The sequence below is a fragment of the Spartinivicinus marinus genome (assembly GCF_026309355.1).
Taxonomy (GTDB): domain Bacteria; phylum Pseudomonadota; class Gammaproteobacteria; order Pseudomonadales; family Zooshikellaceae; genus Spartinivicinus; species Spartinivicinus marinus.
In genome coordinates this window covers 3,494,281-3,517,472 of record NZ_JAPJZK010000001.1, presented here as the reverse complement: position 1 = coordinate 3,517,472, position 23,192 = coordinate 3,494,281, and the positions used below count along the sequence as shown (strand labels likewise).

The following is a 23,192-nucleotide window of genomic DNA, read 5'->3' as shown; positions in this document are numbered from 1 at the left end:
GCAGGTGTCGTGTTGATCGTTCTTTGCTAGGCGAAGAAATGGAGCAATACCTGTAGTCCAGTCTTCTGAATCTCTCTCATCGTGCTAGTCAAGCATTAAAAACTTCGGAATCGAGTGAAAGGGTATTTTATTAACGCCTCTCCACCCGGCATAACAAACATGCATGGCAAAGCTATATTTGTGCGCAAATTACAGGCACAAAAAAACCGCAAATCTATCGGGTGCGGATACCGCTTTTTGGTTCTAGTGATTTAAGGCTACACCTGAGGTGTGTTGGGTGTCAAGGTGTTGGAGTGTGAAGGTTTGGTGAAAGGCACTTACAACGGTATAAGCTTGAATTACCATCATAAGTTTTTCAATATTTTTAGGTAAACTTATGATGGTAACTTTCAAGCTTAATACATAGCTTTATTTATTAAGAAGACGCAATGCTCGACTTTTCAGCCTATTAATTTAGATAACTGTAGTGGGGCATTGCCTTGGTTCCTATTAAATAATACACATAAGCTGTGCGATAACAGCTTGCGGGTCATTCGATTAGTCAAACTCCACAGGGTTCTGCCTTTGGTCCGCTGAATATTAAACCTTTCTACTAGCTGACCAATGGTTGTCTCAACTCGTCGTCGTAACCGATTAAGCTGGCTCCTCCAGGACTTGGGTAAAGGATCAATCATGTTATCTCTAACCGGGGTTTCTAGCTGAAGCGATTTTAACTCTAACAATTCAGCTTTAAATTCAGCCCCCAAATAACCTTTATCCCCTAACAACATGCCTGACGGCATACCTTCTGTTAACTCCCATACAGCTTCCCTTTCGCCATCACTTGCTGGGGTTAATGTAAATCCTGCTATGGCTCCATGAAAGTCAATAATGAGGTGCCCTTCAAAGCCATAATAGGTTTCCCCCTTGGATGCACAATAGCCATACTCAGCCTCTTCTTTAAAGCGGCGGCAATTTCTTGCACGTTTAAAGTGGCTAACAGGCAAAGGAAAACCATCGACAACATGTATAGGATCATTAATAGTACCCAGCTCAGCTGTTACTTGCTTTTGTAATTGTTGTTTTATCGCCCATAAATTAGCAGCTTGTTTAGCAAACTGGCTTCTTGAGCCTATGCCTGGAAAATACGCTTTCCAATGCTCTTTGAAGTATTTCCAGATAGCGGTATCAGCATCAAGGCCTTGAAATTCACCAATTAACTCCATGGTAATGACTTCTGAATCCGACAGTGAGGGCTTAATTCCTCGCTGACGTAATCGCCGCCGTTTTAATAAATCAGTTAAAACATCATCGACCCAACAATAAGTAGTGATGATAAACTCTTCCAGTGACATTCCCTTTCCTTTATATCCCTGTTTTCGCAAAACTTAGGATGGGGTTAGGGTTTGTCATTTCAAGTTATTAAAAGTCGAGCATCGCGTTAAAGTAAGTAAATCATGTGTAGATTTAATGCATAGGCTATTCAATAGCTAACAGAAACAAGTATTCTATATTGATACATCGATTTACTCCTTACTTGAGTCTGTAATTTAAATTACAGACTCGTATATACTATTCTTCTAATTTTCATTCATTGCCAACTCTTAGTTATTACTTTTTCTGTATAGGCAAGTATTGATTTAAAAATGATAATACACGTTTTTCATACATTACCTTTGTTAAATGATGAAAATTGGCATGACCAACCCCAGGAATAATCCATAAACTTTTTTGAGGTGATCGGATATTGTTATACAACCACTGTGTATCCTTTAGTGTGGTGCGAGTATCTTGCTCCCCACCAATAACAAAGACGGACTTCATGATATTTACAACCTTTTTCACTGGCTGTAAATCAGTTGACTTAACCCCCAATCTCAGTGGTAATTGATAAGTGAGTAGTGGCTCAAAGTAAGCTCCCCACTTCCCCATTCGAACAGTAAGCCGATTCATAATTGCTTTTTCAATCGCTGGGTAAACAGACTCTATCACTATTGCTTCGACTGGTAATGGCATGTCACTCAATACAGTAGCCGCACCACCTAAAGATGTGCCAATAATTCCTACTGTTTTAAGTTTGGCTTGCCGCTTAAAAAAGCTAATGGCCAGCTCTGCATCTTTTGCTTCTAAATACCCAAATGTTTTATATTCCCCTTCACTAGCACCATGCGCTCTTAAATCGAATAACATCACTGAATAGCCGGCCTGATATAGAAACTTGGCTCTCGATAACATGGATAAGCGATTACTTTGATTACCGTGCATTAATAACACACCCACATTGGAAGTGGGGTTTTTGATAAACCATCCTTTAAGCTGAATATTGCCCTCCCCCCTAAAACTGACTGTTGATAATGGCAAGTTTGTTTCAGGTTTAACAATGTTACTTGGGGTTGGACGAATAAGTTGTGTCCCAACAGTGTAAAGAATTGCTAAGGCTAGTGTAAGAAAAGCTACGATGGACCCTACAATTAGTTTATTCATTACTTTATTAAAAGCCATATACCTCTTATAGCATCCAGTATTTCAGCAACCCTGAATAGGGGCATTAGTGAAAACAGTAGTATTATATTTCGAACCAGCTTCATTCAGCAACCTTAGCACTTTTCTTTAAAATAAAGTATCATTCAGAAGAGCCTGACTACTATCAATCAATAAATTGTTTAATTTAAAAGTATCAGCTGTTGATACCAATAGTATTATTGGTAGTGTAAAGATGATACCTGGGAGTAAAACAGCTAATTTGATGCACTCTGCTATATAACTGCTGATTATTCATACTTACTAGTTAATGATAACTTGCCCAAAGTGCCAGTACAGAAACCAAAGCGATTGAAATTATTAACTGTGAGTTAAAAAGTTTTTTGTCCTATCTTCAATATTGGCCCATTTATTCGTAAACCCCATTGTTAAATTATTAGATGACTTCCATTTACCATAAAAATCTGGACAGGCAAATACAGTTGATGAAACAAACGATAAGATAAAAAGGAGTTTTCTATTCATAACATGTAATTTTTAAATAGTTTTATTTGATAAATAAGTATGCATAAAGCACTTTCTCTTCAACTCTAAAATTAATTTTATGTAAGTCTGGACTGAACCGGCCTAATCCTTGTCCATTCAAAGACCATATCCACTCTTTATTGAAGGACTTAGAAGACTTCGTACTCAAGCATTTAATTACCTTTTGATCCAGGCTCACCTTCACTCCAAGCTCCCTACAATATCCCTCATGCTGCCCCCAAAATGATATAGGCATAAGGAATTGCTGTTCCCATGTAGGTACCCAATAAAGATAAAACGCTTCGCCCTCACCCCTTACTATAACCAAGGCATCACCTGGCTCCCACATACTTCCACTACCAAGCCCAACTTTTTTACTGCCTTTGATATGGACAGCTTTAACAGAATTTTCTTTCATTCCATTAATATCGAATCCCTTAGCATACTCAGGCAGGTGAGAAGGCGGATTAAGAGCAATTAAAAATGGACTCATCGCAAAACCAATTCCAATTATTGCGATAAGTAATGTAACTAGAGATAAAGCTTTTTTCCGACTCATGATAATGTTTAAAACTAATTTTCTTATATTCTACAACCAAAGTTCTTTATCATTCTGTTGACTGGGTAATGCTAATGCGTTCAGTAGTTGGTAACATTTACAAACTAATATCCCAATTAGTAAAATACCTATCAACTCATGAATACTGAGTTAGTTTTTCTGCGCTTTATTAATGGCTTTTTCTGGTGACATAGCACGGAATTCTATAGCCCTCTTTACATCTCTATAAATTTTAATTTTTTTTATTAATAATGGAACTATTCGCCAGCATAACCCACCATCCAACCATTTACTAGGAGATAAATTTATTATGGCAATCATTGCATTCAAATATCCTAAAATAATTAAAGGTGTACTTAAATACCAACCTAGCTGATCATCAAAAACATTATACAGTATAATACAAGGTACAAATACTAATGACTGAGCTACAACCCCTCCCCAGGAAACAATACATATATCAAATTCCGTACTAGCTTCAAACTCACAGACTCCATGTAATATGTGTAAATCTATTTTTACTGTTTGCAAGTTAAGCTTTGATGCAAAGTACATATGTCCTAATTCATGCAGCAGCAATATACTCCAAAATGATAATCCACCTAAAATAATGGAGAAATCAGACGCACCTCCAGCTAATATTAATAACAAAACAATAGCTAAAGACCAGTGTAAATTTATTGGCACACCTTTTAAGGTACATATTTTTATGTACTTAACATCTTTCATCAAATACTACCACTATCAAACTGAATATATTTACCACCGGTTTGACTGGTTATTTTTCAATTTAAATAGTTGACTAATACTTTTCAATAACGCTGCTTGGGGTTGGCTAAAGTCCCCCTCAAAATTACCAACAGCATTTAACATGGATAGAAGAGAGCTTTGGTGGCGGTTTTCATACTGAGAAATGGTTGGGTCGAGAATATGTTTTACTTCAGCTGAAATATTTATAGCGTCCTTCAGTAAGTATGACGAGGAAGCATACAATTGAATAGCCTCTTTTTCAGGTATATTAAACTCTGAAGCAAACAATAAAATAACTTTTTGTTTGAGCTCTTGGGTCACTGTACCGTTCAATTCAGCCATAGCAACCACCAGCACTGCAGCAGCTTCCATGGGGTTACTAATCGAGTGAAGGGGTTTCGTTCCTAGCTTCTTTTCCCAGTTTCGCCTTCTTACCCAGTGAAATGGATTAAATGAGTTGAGGTCAACACCTGAATTTTGGAGTCGATACAATGCCCAAACAAGACCGGCAACTGCAGTTAAAAACCCAATAATAATATGCATTTATTATCTACTTCCTTAATAATGAATCTCTAATAGCTTTTTCACTGACATATAGTGCTAAGCAAAACCGAACATATTTTAAACAAGTTGTTTTTTTATTACAAACTAATAATAGGCTATTGCTATTCGTTTACTACCAATGAAAATGCCATTTTTATTCGGATAATACCTATAAAACACTTCCATGATACTTTGATATAAATACCACCAGCCAAGTATTGTATAGCTAAACCTTTAGCAGACAGTCATAATATACATTTAAAATATTAAGTCACAGGATTGTAAGCTTGTTAGATTATCTATTGATTTTTTTCAGCGCATTTATGGCAGCAACAATACTGCCATTTTATTCAGAAGTACTAGTTGCTGCTCAAATACTTAAAGAGCCCAAGGCTTGGTTCCTGATTTGGTTGGTAGCATCAACAGGTAATACACTGGGGGCAGTAGTAAACTGGATTTTAGGGCGATACCTTCTGCACTACCAGGATCGCAGGTGGTTTCCATTTAAGCAAAAACAGCTATCCAAGGCTCAACATTGGTTTCAAAAGTATGGTGTTTGGTCATTACTCATGGCATGGGCCCCTATAGTAGGAGACGCTCTAACCTTTATTGCTGGGTTAATGAAAGTCAGATTCTGGATATTCTTTTTACTGACACTCATTGGTAAATCAGTACGTTATGCCGTGGTGGCCTATTTTACCATCATTACCCTAACCTGACCCTCTGAGCTATAGCGGAATATATTACTCTTCCATCAAAATACGCATCATTTGCTCGTGTCTATTTAAAAAGTCCTTTGTAACGACATAATGCTCTGTATCCTCATACTTTACTTCATATATTCCAGATTCAGAAAACTGGTAGATTTTTGATCTGGGATATGCCAGCAAGATTGGTGAATGGGTAGCGATAATAAACTGAGAGTTTTCTTCTACCAATTGATGAATGGCTGACACCGCAGCCATTTGGCGGGCTGGTGATAACGCCGCCTCAGGTTCATCCATAATATACAGGCCATTCCCATGTAGCTTGTTAGTTAAAGTGGCCATGAATGACTCACCATGGGACTGTTCATGTAAGGATTTACCTCCATAGCCCTTTAGATACCCCGTATCATCCATAAAGGTTGCCAGGTTATAAAAGCTTTCTGCTCGAAGAAAATAACCATCTTTAGGTCGTTTAAAGCTTTTAATTAATTTTAAGTATTGGTGAAGATCAGAATGTGTTCGACTTGTAGTGAAAGTTGATTGTTTGGTTCCACCTTCGGGATTAAACCCCAGGGCAACGGCAATGGCTTCGATCAAAGTGGACTTACCAGTACCGTTTTCTCCTACAAAAAATGTGACATCCGGGTGAAACTCTAAGAAATCCAGCTCTTTAACTGAAGGAGTACTAAAAGGATACACATCAAAGCTTTCGATATCATCTCGCTTTAGCTGAATTTCTCTTATGTAAGGCCTATCTTCAAAGTGCATACTTTCACTATATAATCATAAACTATGTGAGAATCACGCCATTTTGCCCTTGCCATAGTGTGTTGTCTAGACTATTCAAATGCACTCCACAAACCCATTCATTAATACCATTAAGCTCAATTGCATTAAGTTCACCATTTAAAACTTGTTTGCCTATTTCAGTTAGGTCAACCCTGGTTTCTCTCATATCCCCATCCTGACGATTTAAAGATAATAGCGGTTGATTAAGGTTCTCATTACCTAACTTTTTCATTATTGTAAATTGATACAAATCACCTGTTAAATCACATCCATCCATAGCATCACTTAACGTAAATCCAATTATTTTTGCTGCTTTAGGGCCAGCTTTAAGCGTATTTCGCAGAATAGACTCATCCCATATGGATAATCCTGTTTGTTTATTAGGATAACGATAAACTAAATATTTAAGTGCACATACTAAAAAGGGCAAGTCTTTTTTATCTTCTTGAATAAACTTGATATATAATTCCGGGGTTGACGAGACCAGTGCATACCAGCAATCTGTTAACTGGTATGATGTGTCTGCACTTAAGACTTTTTCATGGTTTAACATTCCTAAACCATGAATTTCATATTTAACGCCCTCTACTTTAGAAAATTGATGGATAAATACTCTAGAAAAATCAATTCCTAAATGCTCAAAAAGAAACACCAAAAAGCAGAGCATTACTTGATCACTCAGTGCCGTACCAACCCAAACATCAATTCTGTCTGATGATTGCAATTCTTCATAAGCAACATATAAGTCACGATCAAACCCTTGCATTACCAATGGTTCTATACCACATAACTTCTGCACATCATTCCAATAAGCCTGTCTATAAGACATCCAGTCGTCGATTGAAGTGATGGCCTGTAGTGGGCCACAGGAAAGCACATCATTAACTACTAAGAACTCAGACTTTGAAATACCCAATGCCTGTTTCAGTACCCCTGCAGCAGAGGTACCATTGGTTATGTGCATATTTCAACCCTCTATAGCCGTTTGAATTAAAGTCACTTGGTTTTGGCAACGCACAGTTTACAGTTATACCTGCAGAATAAAGTTAAGATATACCAAACCAGCTTTTGAGTTTGACTATTATTTTGTTGGTATATGCTTCAATGTATCAACTAAATAATCCCAAAATTTACTTACCGACTGAATATGTACTTTTTCATCAGGTGAATGGGCATTTCTAATGGTTGGCCCAAAAGAAATCATATCCCAGTGAGGATAAGGATTTCCTAGCAAACCACACTCAAGCCCTGCGTGGATAACTTTAACTTTCGGAACCACTCCGGATAATGCTTCATACCGCTCCTTCATTAAAGTTAATATTTTAGAGTTTGGATTTGGCTTCCAGCCTGGATATTCACCAGATATCGATACTTCAGCATCCGCCACTTTAAAAGTTGCAGCAATACTGTTGGCCAGATCATCACGAGCGGAATTAACCAAGCTTCTCACTAAAGATAATATCAGCACATCATTATCGTCAGATTTTACAATTGCAAGATTGTTAGATGTTTCAACAACACCTTTAAATTCATCACTCATCCTTGCTGGACCAGAAATGCAAGCAGTAACCGAGTAAACCACCTTTTTTATACTTTCAGGCGTATATACTCTCTCAGGTAAGTCCACCTTCAATGCCTCAATAGATAAGTTGGGTTCAACTGAGCTGTATTCGTTTTTTATTATTTGATGAAAATCATTTAACGCCTTTTTAAATTCAATTTCTTTATGCTGGTTGACAACAAGCATTGTGAATGACTCTCTAGGTATAGCATTACGTAACGTCCCACCATTAAATGAGGCGACTTTTACACCTAAGTTATCTACGTTTTCAAGTAAGAAGCGGTTGATGATTTTATTTGCATTACCTCGGCCTTGATCAATATCTAATCCAGAGTGCCCTCCCCGCAATCCTGTCACTTTAACTTCAAATGCAATATCATCACTACATGTATGCTGCCAATCCATCGCTATCTTAGCACTGACATCAACACCACCCGCACAGCCAACATAAAGCTCACCTTCATCTTCCGTATCCATATTCAGCAAGATGTCACCTTCAAAATGACCAGCCTCCAAACCAGCAGCACCGGTCATACCTGCTTCTTCATCTATAGTTAATAGAACTTCTAATGGACCATGCTCAATATCATTAGCAATCATAACCGCTAAAGCAGCAGCAACCCCTACTCCATTATCTGCACCCAGGGTGGTACCCTTAGCAGTCACCCACTCGCCGTCAATTAAGGTAGTTATTGGGTCAGTTAGGAAGTTATGTTCCGAGTCAGCGTTTTTCTGTGGCACCATATCCACATGTCCCTGCATAACCACACCACGTCGATTCTCCATACCCGGTGTTGCAGGTTTTCGGATAATGAGATTACCCACGTTATCTCTTTCATAAGACAGGTTATGCTCCCGACACAAAGACTCTATATAACATACGACAGCTTCTTCATGCTTTGAAGGTCGTGGAATTTGAGTAATTTGATGAAAAATACTCCAAAGAGGTGTAGGAGTTAAACTGGCAATTGATGTCAAAACTTCCTCCAAGTTTGGTACACTCTAAGATATCACTTACTAATCATTTTTATATCATTCACTTTTGCTTAGAGAATACCATCACCAATATAGTTATTAAAGCCAACTAATTTTCGACTCTTGTTAATTGTTGATTCAAACTCTCTTGATCAAATACATATACTCTTCGCGAATGATTTTAAATAACTAAGCCAATAGTGATCAAACTCTATTTTTTCTGAAACTCTATTCATACAATTATTTTTTTATAGTAAGCTTCACCTATACCAGGAATATTTGTAATAACAAACCCGGTTTTTTCTAAATGCTCACGAAGTTTCAAGTTTGGTTTAGCGCAGTCAATCGCATGGACAATACAATTTATCGCACTTAACTGTTTTAGCTTTGCTATATATTTAGCCACCTTCGCAATAGTAGGCAGTACCCCTTCTCCACCGCCATCAATTTGAGCTAGCTCTACAATAAGCTCAGTTTCTTTTTGAGCAAACTGACCCAAGACTTCAGCCGATCCAATAGTAAAAACTATCGGTTTATTGACTAATACGAAACTATCAAAGTACTCTGCAGGCCAGTTTAACACTTCCTTTAAAGAGGAGCCTTCAATTGCAATTTTCTTCATTGTCCTTCTTTCAGTTCTTCACTTATACGAATGCCAACACAAGCCCACCTCATTCCAAGATAATAAATACCTAAGTTGCTATAAACTCAATATCGGCTGTCAGATGTAGTTGTTGATGATTAGTAAATAATAACACCCAAACATCAGCAGTACTTAATATAAGCGCCCTATAAGTTTTAGAGTTCGACTATACTTAACAGAATACAGGATCAGGTTAAACCTATCAGAGTATTGAAGAGCAAACCTCCTCTCTTTTGTGTATAATACTTACTCAACCAAAGCAGGAGCTCCCATGGCACGTAAGAAGCAAGAAGAACTATCAAGTGAAACCCGCCAGAAAAACATTGACGATCAAGTGGCAGCTTTTCTTAAAGCAGGCGGCGAAATTCAAGAAATTCCAAAAGGTCAAAGCGGATATGAGTCTAGCGGCGGCCGAAAGAGCATAGTGCTTGGTAGCCCATCAGAGAAGAAAAAGTAGTTAAGTTCTAGCCATACTAACGATGGAATGCGAGCGACCTGATTACTCTTCCTAGCTTACAGGTCGTTATGCAGCCCCCGTTCTATCTAACCTTTCGAACTACCCTCCTTTAGGCAACTGATAACCACAATATTCTATATGCATTACTCTACGAGCGCTTGGATTGATTGCCTTACCAGATGAGTGCAATATTAAATTAGTCAATTAGTTTACCAAGCGCTCGTATAGGTAACATAACAAACTCAGCTGAAAGCTCAATGGTTACCTCAAACATATCAAGCCACCAATACCTGGCACTCTCACTGTCGTGATGAGACTTTTTGGGCCAAATATACCGTGCAACAATAAAGCCTGAAAGTGCCAGCACTAAAGTTAACCAACTAAAACCACCAATAAAAAGCTGCATGAGCAAAAAGAAGGATATTATAAATAAGGCTGTAGAAAAGAATATTCTGAGTGGGTACATAAACTTTATCTCCTTATTTAGAGACGCCTTCAGTTAAAAAAAAGCCCCTTACTCAAGGGGCAAAATGCTGATGGGCATGAAATTATTTAGCTTTATTTTTTCGCTTTTAAGCGCGCCAGTACATCATTAGCACTTGATGCATTAGCTTTAATACCGGCCGCTTTCATTTTGCTTTCTAAATCATTTTCAACACATTCTGTTGATAATTCATGTGCAGCCTCCATTTGTGCAGCACGCTCAGCTTGCTTTTGCTTAATCCTCTCTAAAGAGTCAGCAGCCGTAGTCATTTTAGAGTTTGCCCCACTATAGCGGGCGGCCACCGCTGCCTGGGCTTTTTGCACACTATCAGTTGCCTTAACGGTATCAACCTGCTGCCTTAAGCGCTTCAAATTGCTTTCTGCATGTTTGACTGCACTACGGAGGCTTTCAACACTTTTGGTATAGCCAGCTTTCACTTCTTCTTCTGAAGCCAGTTGCGCTTCAAGCTCAGCTATTTTATCTGCAATACTAACAGCTAATGTTTCATCACCTTTGTCCAAGGCCTGCCCAGCATATTGCTCATATTCGTTAATTTTGGCAGTCAGCTGAGCACATTTATCAGCGACTAATTTTTGCTTGGCCATGATATTGGCTAATGCTGTTTTAGAACGGTTTAGCTCTTCACTAGCATCACGAATTTCCTGGTCAAGAATACGGAGCGCTTGGCTATCAACAATTGCTTCCCCAGTTTCAGTTGCTGCACCACGAATAGCTGTCATTAATTTATTTAAAATACCCATGCGCTTTTCCTCTTAAATTTCAAGTTTTATTTAAGTTGGGGATAGGATAACTCCTTAACCACCATTACATGTAACAATGATTCACATGTTACATGTTAGGACAAAGTTTGTCCATATTATTTTACATGTAACAAGCCAAATAGCAGCTTTCATACCTCAATAACCATATAACATATTGATTTTTATATATTTTTATTGCTAGCACGAATATACACATAAAGCAATAACACACCTTCAATTGCTATTCTCACAGTCACCCACTATAAAATAGATATGTCTGATTACTTACTTATCGATGAAAGCAATGTTGAAATGTTTATTCGTAGCCATATCCTTGATTCTGTTTAGCAATACAAGTATCGCAGGAGAAGAGATTCCTATTTGGAGCTATTACGAATCACCACCCTTTGGTGTTAATGAAGACAAAAATGACATCACCAGTTTTCTGGCAAACCACTTAACCAGCAATAGTGGTGGTAAATGGGCTTTTACATCTAAGTTTCTACCCCGCCCTCGTTTAAATAAGTATCTTGAGGAGCAACAAAAAGGGATTGCAATATGGGCTAATCCAATTTGGTTTGGAGATAAAAGTGAAACTCGCTATAACTGGACCCATAGCGTTGTATTAGGTCGAAACGAAATCGTTTCCTTAAAAGAAAACCCTGTACCTTACCAAGAACCAAGCTCTCTCACTGGCAAAAAATTTGGTGGCGTTAGGGGGCACCGTTATGTAGGAATTGATGAGCTGGTAAACAATGGAAAGATCAATCGTAAAGACAGTGCATCCTTCGAGAAAAATTTTTTGAAATTATTAAGCAAGCGTGTTGATGTTATCCTTATTCCCAGAGGCGAGCTTTTTCACTTAATGAAAAAAAATAATGCAGAAGATAAAATCTATATTGCCAGCAAACCTCATCAAGTATACGAGCGAAAAATGCTAGTAACCAAAAACCTACCTGGCGTTCGTGATTTTATTAATAATCAGTTAGACAAGCTAAAAAATAACAACGACTGGGTTACACTATTAAAAAATGCAGGCATATATAAAGAAGCCCAATAAAATTGTAAATATTCACATATCGATACCCAGCTTTCTGTACACCTTTATCAATTGTTGGACTGTTTCAAATCCACTCTGCTCAATAGCATACTTAATAGAAGAATCAGGAATAAGTAGTTACCCGTTTTAGTACAAAGCAAACTGCAGCTCCTAACTTGTCCAGCAGCATTAGATTACTAGCAGTACGCCCAGCTAAAAACATACATAACTCGACGCTCACTAAAGGATAAAATCAATAGAAAGAAAAGGAACTAGCTATACTATACAGATAGCTTACACTTCACCACATTTCTTTTGATGGTTTAGCAAAACGCTACATATGATGAAAGACCACCATTCACTTTTATCTTTTCCAGTTAATCTCGACTATGCCGATGAGCTAAATAACGACTTTCGCAAACTTAAATTCAGCCCTGATATAGAAACAGTGTTTCGCAGCTACTATGATGAAGAAACCCTGCGTATGCGTCAACTGGCCATTTTAGTAGGCTGTTTTCTCTGGCCTCTGTTCACCATTATGGATGTTTTTATCGCGCCACCACAATATTTATCTATCTTTCTGTTTATTCGGTTAGCTATAGTGATGCCTATATTGCTAGCTATGTTAAAAGTGGTTTATTCCATTCGCTGGCAGAGTTATACACGATATTACGCTGTACTAGTCGGTGCATTTGTAAATGCAGGGGTTGTCATCATTGTAAACCTGGGCCATTCCTATAATCCCGACTACCCCTATGAAGGCATTATTTTAATTTGGCTATTTTGTTTCTTTCTCTCTGGCATGGTGGTAAGAGAAGCTATGTTGGTTACATTTCTACCTTTTATCTGTTACATCGGCATTGAGTTATTTATCATAGGCAATATTGCCCTGGCCATGACCAGTGGCCTTATTTTATTTGGTACATACATCATTTGCGCCATTGGATCTTACTTAGTAGAGTTTCGCACACGAGAAAGTTTTTTAACCAAAGGCATGTTAAGCCAGTTAGCCGATACAGATAGCTTAACGGGTATTTTCAATCGTCGGTATTTCAATAATCAGTGCTTAAGACTTTGGAAACAAGCATGCCGTGAAAACAAGTGCCTTGGTATCCTTTTATTAGATATTGATCATTTTAAACAGTACAACGATAATTATGGTCATAGTGAAGGTGATGAGGCACTAAAACAAGTCGCCAGTTTTTTACAAAAACTAGCAAAACGCCCAATGGACGTAGTGGCCCGTTACGGGGGAGAAGAGTTTGCCGTAATATTATATGATATTAATATGGAAGGACTGGAAAGATATTGCCAGAAATTGGTACAAGGTGTACACGACTTAAAGATACCTCACGGTTTCTCCCCAAGCGGGGATTTTATTACCATTAGCTGTGGTGCCCGCTTAATGGCAGCCAACAGCACCACTGTATTGAACCAAGCTATCAAAGATGCAGATCATAGTCTTTATGAAGCAAAAGCCCAAGGACGTAATCAATACAATATTTATGGTCTAGATTTACTTCCCCGAGAAGCTGTAATGAAAATTTTATAAGCCTAGCCAATACTCATAAGCTTGTTTCAACTGAAGCTCACTAAACACTTTAACTCCATACTTAACTAGCAAAGCAGTGGTTACACCCTCACCAACTCTTAGCTTCCCAGAAAAACTACCGTCGTATATTGTTTCACTACCACAAGAAGGGCTTTTTGCTTTGAGAATTGCGAGTTTTATTTGATGTTGATGAACCAGAGCCAAACATTGTTCAGCTCCTGCTTTAAAGGCCTGGGTAACTATTACATCTGGCGAGATAGCATCATTAGCATTAGTGTCAACTAAAGGTTTTATGATGACCTCAGCTCCTCTCTCCCAAACATCTTTACCTGCACCGCCTGAAATTTCTGCCGCAGGTCGAGGTATTGGTAAACCACCTGCAACTTCAGGGCAAAATGCAATAATAAGATTATGTTGATGCCATTCCTTTATAATAGGGTGCGTTATAAGACAGTGGCTTCCATTGTAGCGCACTTTTTCACCTAATAAACAACTACTTATTAATACTTTCTGGGTCATCAAACTACTTCTTTTCAAACTCGTTTTCCTCAGCTTATTCTTTTTCAAAGAAAGGTTTTATTAAGTCAACCGGCAAGGGAAATATGATAGTTGAATTCTTATCTACAGCAACTTCTGTCAGGGTTTGCATATAACGCAACTGTAATGCTTGTTGCTGCTGAGAAAGTACTTTCGCCGCCTGTAATAATTTTTCTGACGCTTCTAATTCACCAATTGCATGTATAACCTTCGCTCGTCGCTCACGCTCAGCTTCTGCCTGTTTTGCAATTGCCCGAATCATACTTTCATCCAGGTCTACATGTTTTATTTCAACATTGCTGACTTTTATCCCCCAAGTATCCGTTTGCTCATCAAGAATTGTTTGGATAGCCTCATTTAAATGATCCCTTGCTGTTAGCATTTCATCCAGCTCGTGTTGACCTAAAATAGATCGTAATGTCGTTTGTGAAAGCTGACTGGTTGCTTCTAAAAAATTTTCCACGTTAATAATGGCTTGTTTTGCATCAACCACCCTAAAGTAAATAACTGCGTTTACTTTTACAGATACATTATCACGAGAAATAACATCTTGAGTAGGAACATCAAGCACTCGTGTTCGCAAGTCTACCCTAACCATCTGCTGGATAACAGGAATCACAATAATCAATCCCGGTCCTTTTACTTGATAAAATTTACCTAGCAAAAATACCACAGCTCGTTCATACTCTCTCATCATATGAAAGGTATTGGCTAAAATAACTACAGCCAATAAAATAAGCGACGCCCAAAAATAATACATTAATTGTCTCCCCGTTCAACTGTTAATATCAAACCATTAACAGCTTTAACTGTAATCTTATCCCCTCGATTTAAGGGGATATCTGTTACAGCCTTCCATAACTCCCCATCGACTTTAACCATTCCCTGATCATTGAAATTGCTAATTACAACTCCACTTCGCCCTACAATAGTCGCGATACCAGATACAACAGGCTGTCGACGGCTCATAATCAATAACCTAAGCGTTACTATAAAGAGCAATACAGACACTAAAGTAAATGCCATAATCACAGGCAAACCAACTTGATAGGGAACCTCTGGAGAGTCAACTAACATAATCGACCCTAAAACAAAGGCTACAATCCCCCCAATGCCTAAAATGCCAAAACTAGGGGCAAATGCCTCTGCTAACATCAATAAAGCCCCTAAAATGATCAGCCCAAAACCAGCCCAATTGAATGGCAGCATTTGAAATGCATATGCAGCTAGTAATAAACAAATCGCTCCTGTTATACCTGCCACCCCAATACCAGGGTTATAAAACTCCAGAATTAGCCCATACAAGCCAATCAACATTAATATATAAGCAATATTAGGGTCGGTAATAACCTGCAAAAATCGATTGCGCCAATCAGGCTTAACATAGTGAAGTGGCTTATCAGCCACCTCAAGCATTATATTTGACTCATTAACTGCAACCTTTTTCATATGTAACTGTTTAATCAAATCAGTTACATCATTTGCTATTAAATCAATTACATTTTTTTTCAATGCTTCTTTAGCTGTTAAGCTTGCGGCATTCCTTACTGCTTGCTCAGCCCATTCGCTATTACGATTACGCTCTTTTGCTAACCCTTTTATATATGCTACTGCATCATTAATCTGCTTTCTTTGCATGGTAGTTTGTGCATCAATAGAAGCCTCTTTATTAGCTTTTTTGCCTGTAGTTTTATTCTGCTCTTCTTTTTCCGTTGGTTTTGAAGACTGTGGAGTTCCTATTTGAACGGGTGTTGCTGCTCCTAAACTTGTCGCAGGTGCCATGACAGCAATATGACTGGCATAGAGAATGAAAGTGCCTGCACTAGCAGCCCTGGCCCCTTTAGGATAAACAAAAGTAGCAACCGGTACGGTACTAGCTAAAATAGCCTGAACAATATCCCTCATGGCCATATCTAGACCACCCGGCGTATCCAGCAATAACACAACTAATGAAGCATTTCCCACTGCAGCATCTTCTACACCTCGAATGATGTAATCTGCCGAAGCAGGTCCAATTGCTCCTTTAACTTTCAACACCCATACAGCCCCTTTCACAGGCATGATGTCATCTTCGATGAATTCAGCTGCACTCAGACTAGGCGCTTCTACTGCCTCAATAAGAAAAAAAAGCATAAGTGTAAACAGCCTTTTTACATGACATAAAGCTTTAATGTGAATATATATAATCCTGGCGCAGCTATTCATTCTGGCTTTACACTAATTTAGAATCCCTTTTCTATATTTTGGCAAACAATTATTAGAGATGCCCTTTCATAACTATAGTCAATATAGTTAAATTGCCTCAGAACGAGCATGACCCTGAAGGGAAGTTATGAGTAAAAAAGATTATTGCAAATATCATCAACGCGAGCCTGCTACCTGGCGATGCAGAAAATGCCAAAAGCTCTATGGCGATTGTTGTATCATCAAACCACCTCAGGGCCTGACTGCCCCCAAGTGTTTAATGTGTACCGAACCGCTGAGCTATCTAGGCTCTGCTAATAAAATCCCCCCATTTTGGACACAAATTAATCGTTTTTTTCTGTATCCTTTCAATCAGGATTCAGTAATGTTTCTGGTCATTTCATCACTTGCCTTTGCAGCGTTAGAATTGACAGGACTCCTAGGTATCTTTAGCTGGCTAATACTGATAAGCATTATCTATAAATACTCTTATTCTATTATCGAATTAACCAGTCATGGGGATATGACTCCCCCCAGCATAACCACTTTATTTTCTGGCACTGGTTTTAGTTTGTTTTTTAGACAATTAATAGTATTTATTCTAACTGGTGTTTTTCTATACTATTTAGCCAAAATAAGTATTATTCTGTTTTTTGTTGGATTAATTCTGGCAATTTTTGCATTTCCCGCTAGTGTCATGACACTAGCATGGGAGCATTCAGTAACTGCCGCTATCAACCCATCTCGACTCTGGTTTATTATCTCTGGTATTGGCTGGCCTTACTGCATTCTTTGCGTGTTTTTAGTCATTTTATCTATCAGTAATACGGTGGTAGATGCCTTTTTGGCTACCAAGATTCACCCATTGCTATTCCAAAGTGTCAATACCTTTGTTAATGGATACTTCATTTTAGTCATGTTCAGCTTGATGGGGTATACACTCTTTCAAAGCCAGGAAAAACTTGGATATACAGCTGATATGGAAGATGATGAGTTAATATCAGATGAAGAATATTATATAAAACAAACGCTTGCCGATGCTGAAATCTATCTTAAAGAAGGTAATATGGATCAGGCATTAAGTATTGTAAGAAGTAAAATAGACCAATTTCCAAATGATCTGGATATTCACAAACGCTTCCATGAATTATTAACTGAAACCAACGATGAAAAGCGCTTGGTATACCATGGCATTGCTTACCTCAAGCTTTTACTGCAAACAAATAATAGCTACCAAGCTTCTCAGGTGTATCTAAATTGCCAAAAAGGTGCACCTAGCTTTCCAATAAAAGAGGCAATTGAAGACATAAAAATGCGCCACCAAATTGCAGAGGCTCTTATTAATTCAGGCAAACCAAAGGAAGGGTTAGTATTAATGAAAAACCTACACCAACTTGATCCTCAATACCCTGGGTTGGCAAAGGCATATTTATTAGCGGGCAAAACATACTCCGACAGACTACACATGGATAAACAAGCATTGCAGTTATTGAATTTTGTTGCAAAGAAGTTTCCAAATTCAATCGAGGCCAAACAAGCAACAGAGTTTATTAAGGTTATAAATAGCTTACAAGCTTCATAAAACCCTTCTCTCCCTTTCAAATAAACTGTAGTCCTCAAACCTAACCCCTTCTCCATCATGGAGTGGAGAAGGTTAGGATGAGAGAGCTAAAAATAAGATGGTAAAACTATTTTATTGCTAATGCCATGCTTGCTAACTTTGCCTCTTCAGTCTGAGGAAAGTGTTTAGTCAAAACACTAAAGTATTTTTTCTGGCCATTTTTATCGCCCTGTTTTCCATAGTTAACCCCCAACAAGTAAATAACTTTTTGTATTCCATCAGGAAATTGATTCGTTTGCAACAAGTTTCTTACAAGTATTTCCGCACCAGAATAATAATTATTATTGACAAATTTATTGGATAGCATCAGGCTCAATTTAGGCACCCTCAAAATTCCATCAAACTTAGTTTTATTGTAATAATCATCAAAGATATCCGCAATCAACTTAATAGTGTCAGTAGACGCAGGTAGTTTAAATATAGAAAATACTAACTGGTTGTATTCACTTTTAGGATCATCATATACAGGTCTGTTTTTTAACAAATTATAGTATTGACGATAAGTATCAAGTTGATTAGGGTATTCTCCAATAATTTTTTTACAAAGTGTACGGGCCTGATCAAGTTTCATATCTGAAATCAGCTGTTCCAGCCTAGCTACTTTTTGATGATAGTCAGCTAATGGATCAACCTTATCAATATAATCAGTATCTACCTTTATCAATCGTTGTTTCGTAGCCAATACGATAAAAAAGCCACTTATCAACCCACCTAAATGCGCCCAATAATTCACATGATCATTAGCAGCTAGAGCACCATAAAGCTCCTTGCCTACCCAAAATGGGAATACCCAAAAAGCGGGGACTTTTATATAGTTAAAATAAAATAGCACCCAATAAAAAAACTGAATCTTACGTGCTCCATATAGCGCTACATACATCCCCATTAAGCCAGCAATTGCTCCCGAAGCACCTACACCGGGCCGGTATTCTCCCCATTCCAAAGCCACATAAAGTACGTTAGCAAATATACCTGTTAACATATATAAACTTAAGTATGCTAATCGACCAAAAGCAATTTCTAGAGAGTACCCTAAGATAAACAAAAAAATCATATTTCCTAGCAAGTGATCGATGCTGCCATGCATAAAAATAGAGCCGAGCATACCCTCTACAGTAACATTACCAGGTATAATGCCAAACTTGATAAAGCTAGCTTCATTTCTTAGTGCTTCGAATTCCTGACGATTTTTGGTCCAAGCCTTAATTTCTTTAGTCCTTAGTTTTTTTTCGAGGGCCGTTTTTAAAAAATAATCAAATCCTAAGTCATTGATAATCACTAAACGCAGACTCTTATCATCTTCACGATCAACCAGTCTACTGGCTTGCTTATATTGCTCTACATCCTTGTTTTTCAGATACTGTAGATAAAGATCTCGTTCATTAGTATATAGCTCATGCTTTTCATAATAACGCATGGCTTGATAATACTTCTCATCATCACCTATTTGATAACCAAAATAAATAATACAATTAATCAGAATGACTAGTAATGTAGCAACCGGGGGATTTTTCCAGTTAATTTGATGTTCTACTGGTATGATTAACATTCACTTTAACCTAACATGATAAAACTTAGCCCAAACCCATTCAGGCATCCGCAAAAGCTAGCAAGAGCCCCTTTTGCAACAGTATTCATTGCTAAGGAGATAAGCTTCTACTATCTATATTAAAACACTAGCAAACGGTTTATACAGTTTGTAACTATAAAATCAATGTCTAAATCTAAATATGCATAATTATGAAGCAATGGTTAAACGATCTTATCTATATCATTGCTGGTCTAACCATTAGCCAGCTGAGCATTTGTTATGGGGATGAGTGGGAAACTATGCGCCAAGAAATGGTTCAAGAAATAGTCGAAGAAGTGAAAGAAACTAGCTATTTCATAGGTAAGTCAAGCTTATATGATACTGTAATGAAAGCGATTGCAACCGTGCCAAGACATAAATTTGTACCAGTATCAGAGCAACGTTGGTCTTATGATAACCGTCCACTACCTATTGGTTATGGTCAAACCATTTCTCAACCCTACATTGTTGCTTTAATGACCGACCTTCTAGAGCCCGATAAAGAGGATGTCATTCTTGAAGTGGGTACCGGCTCCGGCTATCAAGCAGCTGTATTAGCCTCTCTTGTTAAACAGGTATATACCATAGAAATCATTGAAGAACTTGCAACAATCTCTTCTGAACGACTAGCTAAACTCGGTTATGAAAACATCGCCACTAAGTTTGCTGATGGGTATTATGGCTGGCCAGAATATTCGCCTTTCGACGGCATAATTGTCACCGCTGCTGCTGGGCAAATTCCACCACCATTGGTTAAACAATTGAAGGTAGGAGGTAAAATGATTATCCCTGTTGGGGATCAATTCTTTACCCAACACCTCATTCTAATAGAAAAAATTTCAGATACACAGGTCACCACCCGTCAAGTGTTGCCAGTTAGGTTTGTACCTTTAACAGGGAAGCACTAACCTGATCACTTCAAGCTGGCACTTATCATGATAAGCAGTGGGTCAATCAATTTCAATTCTCACCAGTTAAAAGTGCCTTATTGTAGTATTTTTATTATTTCTGCTGCATTGCTTAGCTATGAAATTCTTCTTATACGGCTCTTTGCAATTATTCAGTGGAACCATTTCGCTTATATGTTCATTAGCCTAGCTATTTTAGGAATAGCAATAAGTGGCACTTTTATCAGCCTTTATCAAAAATGGCTTGCTAAATATTTCACATTATTTTTTTTGATTAGCTATTTACTATTTGGTATCAGTTCTTTTAGTTGCTTCTACTTAGTACAACTCATTCCTTTTCAACAACAAACATTACTTTGGAGTTACCAATCCTGGTTACAATTTTTCATTATTTTCATTCTATTGTTAATTCCTTTTTTCTTTGCAGCAAACTGTATAGTAATGAGTTTAAAATTTTTCAAACACAGCATACCTGCAGTATATGGTGTCAATTTAGTAGGTTCAGGTGTTGGAGCAGGGCTCATTATTGTTTTATTAGAGTTTCTACACCCACATACTATTTTGCTAGTAATTTGCAGCTTTGCTGTTGCTACATTGGTTATTGCTTGGTATGAATTAACAACAAAATACCATCTACACTTGTTTTTGTGTATTATTATTAGTAGTATCATTATATGTGCTATTTTTTCTATATTGCATCATCCATTAAATATTAATAATTTTAAACCACTACCGCAAATCCTCCAACTTCCACAGTCAAGTGTTATACTCCAGCTTTCTAATCCACAAAGTCTGATTCACGTAGTTAAAAGCCCTGTTATTCCTTACCGAGCTGTAGCAGGCTTAAGCCTCCAATCATCAGCTATTATTCCTGATCAGCTAGGAATGTTCATTGATGCCAACCATTTTTCAGCTATTAATCAATTTACTGAAAATAAACCAGACACCTTAGCATTTCTGGCTGACACCTCATCGGCATTAGCTTATCAAGTTATAAAAAAGCCTCAACAATTAATTCTTGGTTTAGCTGGCGGTAGTACTTTATTACAGGCTTTTTATCACCAGGCTAATCACATTGATATTGTTGAACCTAACCCACTGATAATCAATATTTTTACTGATAAACTAGCAAACTACACAGGCTGGAAACATCTCGCACCACAAACTCAGATATACAACCAAAGCTTTCGCAGTTTTTTTTTGGCTTTCCCTGACAAAAAATATGATGTTATTCAGCTCGATTTTATTGATGGTGGACACATAGGGAGTAATATTTATTCTCTTGCAGAGAACTATAATTATACCGTTGAGGCAATCGAGCAATATTGGCGGGCACTCACCCATCAAGGGGTAGTTCAATTTACTCACTGGTTGGACCTACCAGCTCGGAGCAGTCTTAAGTTAGTTAACACTATTCAATCAATGCTTAATCAACAAGGTATTGAGTCTCCAGGTAACCATTTAGTACTAATTAGAAGTTGGAAAACATTAACTATTTTACTAAGCAAACAGCCATTAAATTCTGGAATAATTTCAAACATTATTCAGTTTTGTCATGCAAAAGGATTTGATACTATTTATTTCCCTAACATCACTGCTGTCCAAACAAATAAAACCAATATTATTCCACACCCAACCTTTCATCAACTTATCAACGAAACAATTCTCAACAATAAGAATTTTAGGTTAAGTTATAAATTTGATATTTCTGTCACATCAGACAACAAACCTTTCTTCAACCATTTTTTCAAGTGGACTTCTATCAATGAATTCCTATCTCTTGCGAGAAAAGGTGGCATATCACTCATTGAAACCAGCTATTTATTACAGTTTCTTATTTTAATCATTTGCATTATTTTCAGTACCCTACTAATTATATTACCACTTATATTTCACAACAGTCACTCTACCAATACGGCCTTATTAAAAAGTCATTCCTTAGCTTTCACTGACTACTTTTTATTAATTGGATTCAGCTTTTTCTTTTTAGAAATAGCCTTTATCCAATATTTTGTTCTCTGGTTCGATAATATATTGATTGCTGTCACTGTAACAACTTGCAGCTTTTTAATATTTTCTGGCATTGGCAGCATATTAGCCAACATATTAATCAATAAACAATTCAGCTATAGCTTGCTCATTAATACTACCGTTATCTGCATTATCTTATCACTTATTTCATTACAGTTTATTCTTCCCTTGCTTTTCGAGTGGCTAAGGCATAGTACTTTATTAACTAAAAGCATCATTGCAATAATAATTATATCTCCTTTGACAGTAGCCATCGGGTTTCCATTTGCAACTGCGCTGGCATCATTAGGAAAACAACTAGATCAACTTATCCCTTGGGCATGGAGTATTAACAATAGCGCATCTGTAATCAGTATTTTACTTGCACCGATTATCGCAATAGAGCTGGGATTCAACAGCCTACTTTTAATCGCTGCTTGTTGTTATCTTGCTGCGGCTTATGCTTTTCAGAAGTTTACCGCACGACTTAACTATACAAAAGCAGGCTGATGAAGACTACACTGTCAAGTAACACTATCCATAGAATGTAGCTATCT

General features: G+C 37.6%; 22 protein-coding genes. 7 read left to right on the top strand and 15 right to left on the bottom strand.

From position 1 onward, the window contains the following. Nucleotides 1–440 precede the first annotated feature (440 nt). From OQE68_RS15805 to OQE68_RS15785, 5 genes are all read right to left on the bottom strand, one after another. Nucleotides 441–1,334 carry an IS982 family transposase gene (locus tag OQE68_RS15805; RefSeq protein WP_266195693.1) on the bottom strand — a complete coding sequence of 298 codons (894 nt, stop codon included), beginning with the start codon at nucleotides 1,332–1,334 and terminating at the stop codon, nucleotides 441–443. 256 nt (nucleotides 1,335–1,590) lie between these two features. After that, nucleotides 1,591–2,481 carry an alpha/beta hydrolase gene (locus OQE68_RS15800; RefSeq protein WP_180568657.1) on the bottom strand — a complete coding sequence of 297 codons (891 nt, stop codon included), beginning with the start codon at nucleotides 2,479–2,481 and terminating at the stop codon, nucleotides 1,591–1,593. A 526-nt stretch (nucleotides 2,482–3,007) separates the two neighbouring features. Next, complete coding sequence (locus OQE68_RS15795; protein WP_180568658.1) at nucleotides 3,008–3,544, bottom strand: hypothetical protein; 537 nt, start codon at nucleotides 3,542–3,544, stop codon at nucleotides 3,008–3,010. A 150-nt stretch (nucleotides 3,545–3,694) separates the two neighbouring features. Continuing rightward, nucleotides 3,695–4,273 carry a zinc metalloprotease gene (locus OQE68_RS15790; RefSeq protein ID WP_180568659.1) on the bottom strand — a complete coding sequence of 193 codons (579 nt, stop codon included), beginning with the start codon at nucleotides 4,271–4,273 and terminating at the stop codon, nucleotides 3,695–3,697. Between the two features lie 30 nt (nucleotides 4,274–4,303). After that, on the bottom strand, nucleotides 4,304–4,837 hold the full coding sequence (locus tag OQE68_RS15785) for a TerB family tellurite resistance protein (RefSeq protein ID WP_180568660.1): 534 nt from the start codon (nucleotides 4,835–4,837) through the stop codon (nucleotides 4,304–4,306). Between the two features lie 323 nt (nucleotides 4,838–5,160). On the opposite strand from OQE68_RS15785, the gene OQE68_RS15780 reads away from it, so the two are divergent. Then, nucleotides 5,161–5,556 (top strand): YqaA family protein, encoded by a 396-nt coding sequence (locus OQE68_RS15780; RefSeq protein ID WP_255490870.1) that lies wholly within the window; start codon nucleotides 5,161–5,163, stop codon nucleotides 5,554–5,556. 24 nt (nucleotides 5,557–5,580) lie between these two features. On the opposite strand, the gene OQE68_RS15775 is transcribed toward OQE68_RS15780, so the two are convergent. The 4 genes from OQE68_RS15775 to OQE68_RS15760 form a co-directional block, all read right to left on the bottom strand. Continuing rightward, the gene (locus OQE68_RS15775) at nucleotides 5,581–6,312 is read right to left on the bottom strand and encodes an AAA family ATPase (protein ID WP_180568662.1); all 732 of its coding nucleotides are present in this window, start codon (nucleotides 6,310–6,312) and stop codon (nucleotides 5,581–5,583) included. Nucleotides 6,313–6,334: 22 nt separating this feature from the next. Then, nucleotides 6,335–7,297 carry a DUF1835 domain-containing protein gene (locus OQE68_RS15770; protein ID WP_180568663.1) on the bottom strand — a complete coding sequence of 321 codons (963 nt, stop codon included), beginning with the start codon at nucleotides 7,295–7,297 and terminating at the stop codon, nucleotides 6,335–6,337. A gap of 117 nt (nucleotides 7,298–7,414) precedes the next feature. Continuing rightward, complete coding sequence (locus OQE68_RS15765) at nucleotides 7,415–8,872, bottom strand: aminoacyl-histidine dipeptidase (RefSeq protein ID WP_180568664.1); 1,458 nt, start codon at nucleotides 8,870–8,872, stop codon at nucleotides 7,415–7,417. A gap of 229 nt (nucleotides 8,873–9,101) precedes the next feature. Further along, a complete protein-coding gene (locus tag OQE68_RS15760; protein WP_180568665.1) occupies nucleotides 9,102–9,491 on the bottom strand; it encodes a hypothetical protein in 390 nt (129 codons plus the stop codon). A gap of 292 nt (nucleotides 9,492–9,783) precedes the next feature. Between OQE68_RS15760 and OQE68_RS15755 the strand changes: the two genes are divergently transcribed. After that, nucleotides 9,784–9,969 carry a hypothetical protein gene (locus OQE68_RS15755; RefSeq protein WP_180568666.1) on the top strand — a complete coding sequence of 62 codons (186 nt, stop codon included), beginning with the start codon at nucleotides 9,784–9,786 and terminating at the stop codon, nucleotides 9,967–9,969. 196 nt (nucleotides 9,970–10,165) lie between these two features. Here OQE68_RS15755 and OQE68_RS15750 read toward each other — a convergent pair whose 3' ends face one another. Together OQE68_RS15750 and OQE68_RS15745 are read right to left on the bottom strand one after the other, a co-directional pair. Then, the gene (locus OQE68_RS15750) at nucleotides 10,166–10,435 is read right to left on the bottom strand and encodes a hypothetical protein (protein ID WP_180568667.1); all 270 of its coding nucleotides are present in this window, start codon (nucleotides 10,433–10,435) and stop codon (nucleotides 10,166–10,168) included. Nucleotides 10,436–10,527: 92 nt separating this feature from the next. After that, nucleotides 10,528–11,214, bottom strand: a complete 687-nt coding sequence (locus OQE68_RS15745; RefSeq protein ID WP_180568668.1) for a PspA/IM30 family protein — start codon at nucleotides 11,212–11,214, stop codon at nucleotides 10,528–10,530. Nucleotides 11,215–11,548: 334 nt separating this feature from the next. Between OQE68_RS15745 and OQE68_RS15740 the strand changes: the two genes are divergently transcribed. Both OQE68_RS15740 and OQE68_RS15735 read left to right on the top strand, forming a co-directional pair. Beyond that, nucleotides 11,549–12,274: a substrate-binding periplasmic protein gene (locus tag OQE68_RS15740; protein WP_180568669.1), complete on the top strand. Its 726-nt coding sequence runs from the start codon at nucleotides 11,549–11,551 to the stop codon at nucleotides 12,272–12,274. Between the two features lie 319 nt (nucleotides 12,275–12,593). Then, on the top strand, nucleotides 12,594–13,805 hold the full coding sequence (locus tag OQE68_RS15735) for a GGDEF domain-containing protein (RefSeq protein ID WP_180568670.1): 1,212 nt from the start codon (nucleotides 12,594–12,596) through the stop codon (nucleotides 13,803–13,805). On the opposite strand, the gene OQE68_RS15730 is transcribed toward OQE68_RS15735, so the two are convergent. Genes OQE68_RS15730 through OQE68_RS15720 form a run of 3 tightly spaced genes read right to left on the bottom strand, consistent with a single transcriptional unit; the run spans nucleotide 13,800 to nucleotide 16,475 of the window. Further along, nucleotides 13,800–14,324, bottom strand: coding sequence for a 2-thiouracil desulfurase family protein (locus OQE68_RS15730; RefSeq protein WP_180568671.1), 525 nt, complete (start codon nucleotides 14,322–14,324; stop codon nucleotides 13,800–13,802). The genes OQE68_RS15735 and OQE68_RS15730 overlap by 6 nt on opposite strands. A gap of 34 nt (nucleotides 14,325–14,358) precedes the next feature. Next, nucleotides 14,359–15,102 (bottom strand): slipin family protein, encoded by a 744-nt coding sequence (locus tag OQE68_RS15725; RefSeq protein ID WP_180568672.1) that lies wholly within the window; start codon nucleotides 15,100–15,102, stop codon nucleotides 14,359–14,361. Then, nucleotides 15,102–16,475 carry an NfeD family protein gene (locus OQE68_RS15720; protein ID WP_180568673.1) on the bottom strand — a complete coding sequence of 458 codons (1,374 nt, stop codon included), beginning with the start codon at nucleotides 16,473–16,475 and terminating at the stop codon, nucleotides 15,102–15,104. The genes OQE68_RS15725 and OQE68_RS15720 overlap by 1 nt, the downstream gene beginning before the upstream one ends. A 199-nt stretch (nucleotides 16,476–16,674) precedes the next feature. Here OQE68_RS15720 and OQE68_RS15715 point away from each other — a divergent pair, with 199 nt between their 5' ends. Next, complete coding sequence (locus OQE68_RS15715) at nucleotides 16,675–18,108, top strand: MATE family efflux transporter (RefSeq protein ID WP_180568674.1); 1,434 nt, start codon at nucleotides 16,675–16,677, stop codon at nucleotides 18,106–18,108. A gap of 106 nt (nucleotides 18,109–18,214) precedes the next feature. Here the strand turns inward: OQE68_RS15715 and OQE68_RS15710 are convergent, their stop codons facing one another. Further along, nucleotides 18,215–19,696, bottom strand: coding sequence for a rhomboid family intramembrane serine protease (locus tag OQE68_RS15710; protein ID WP_180568675.1), 1,482 nt, complete (start codon nucleotides 19,694–19,696; stop codon nucleotides 18,215–18,217). Nucleotides 19,697–19,887: 191 nt separating this feature from the next. On the opposite strand from OQE68_RS15710, the gene OQE68_RS15705 reads away from it, so the two are divergent. Both OQE68_RS15705 and OQE68_RS15700 read left to right on the top strand, forming a co-directional pair. After that, nucleotides 19,888–20,625 (top strand): protein-L-isoaspartate(D-aspartate) O-methyltransferase, encoded by a 738-nt coding sequence (locus OQE68_RS15705; protein WP_180568676.1) that lies wholly within the window; start codon nucleotides 19,888–19,890, stop codon nucleotides 20,623–20,625. 441 nt (nucleotides 20,626–21,066) lie between these two features. Next, nucleotides 21,067–23,145, top strand: coding sequence for a polyamine aminopropyltransferase (locus tag OQE68_RS15700; RefSeq protein ID WP_180568677.1), 2,079 nt, complete (start codon nucleotides 21,067–21,069; stop codon nucleotides 23,143–23,145). The last annotated feature ends 47 nt before the right edge of the window (nucleotides 23,146–23,192 follow it).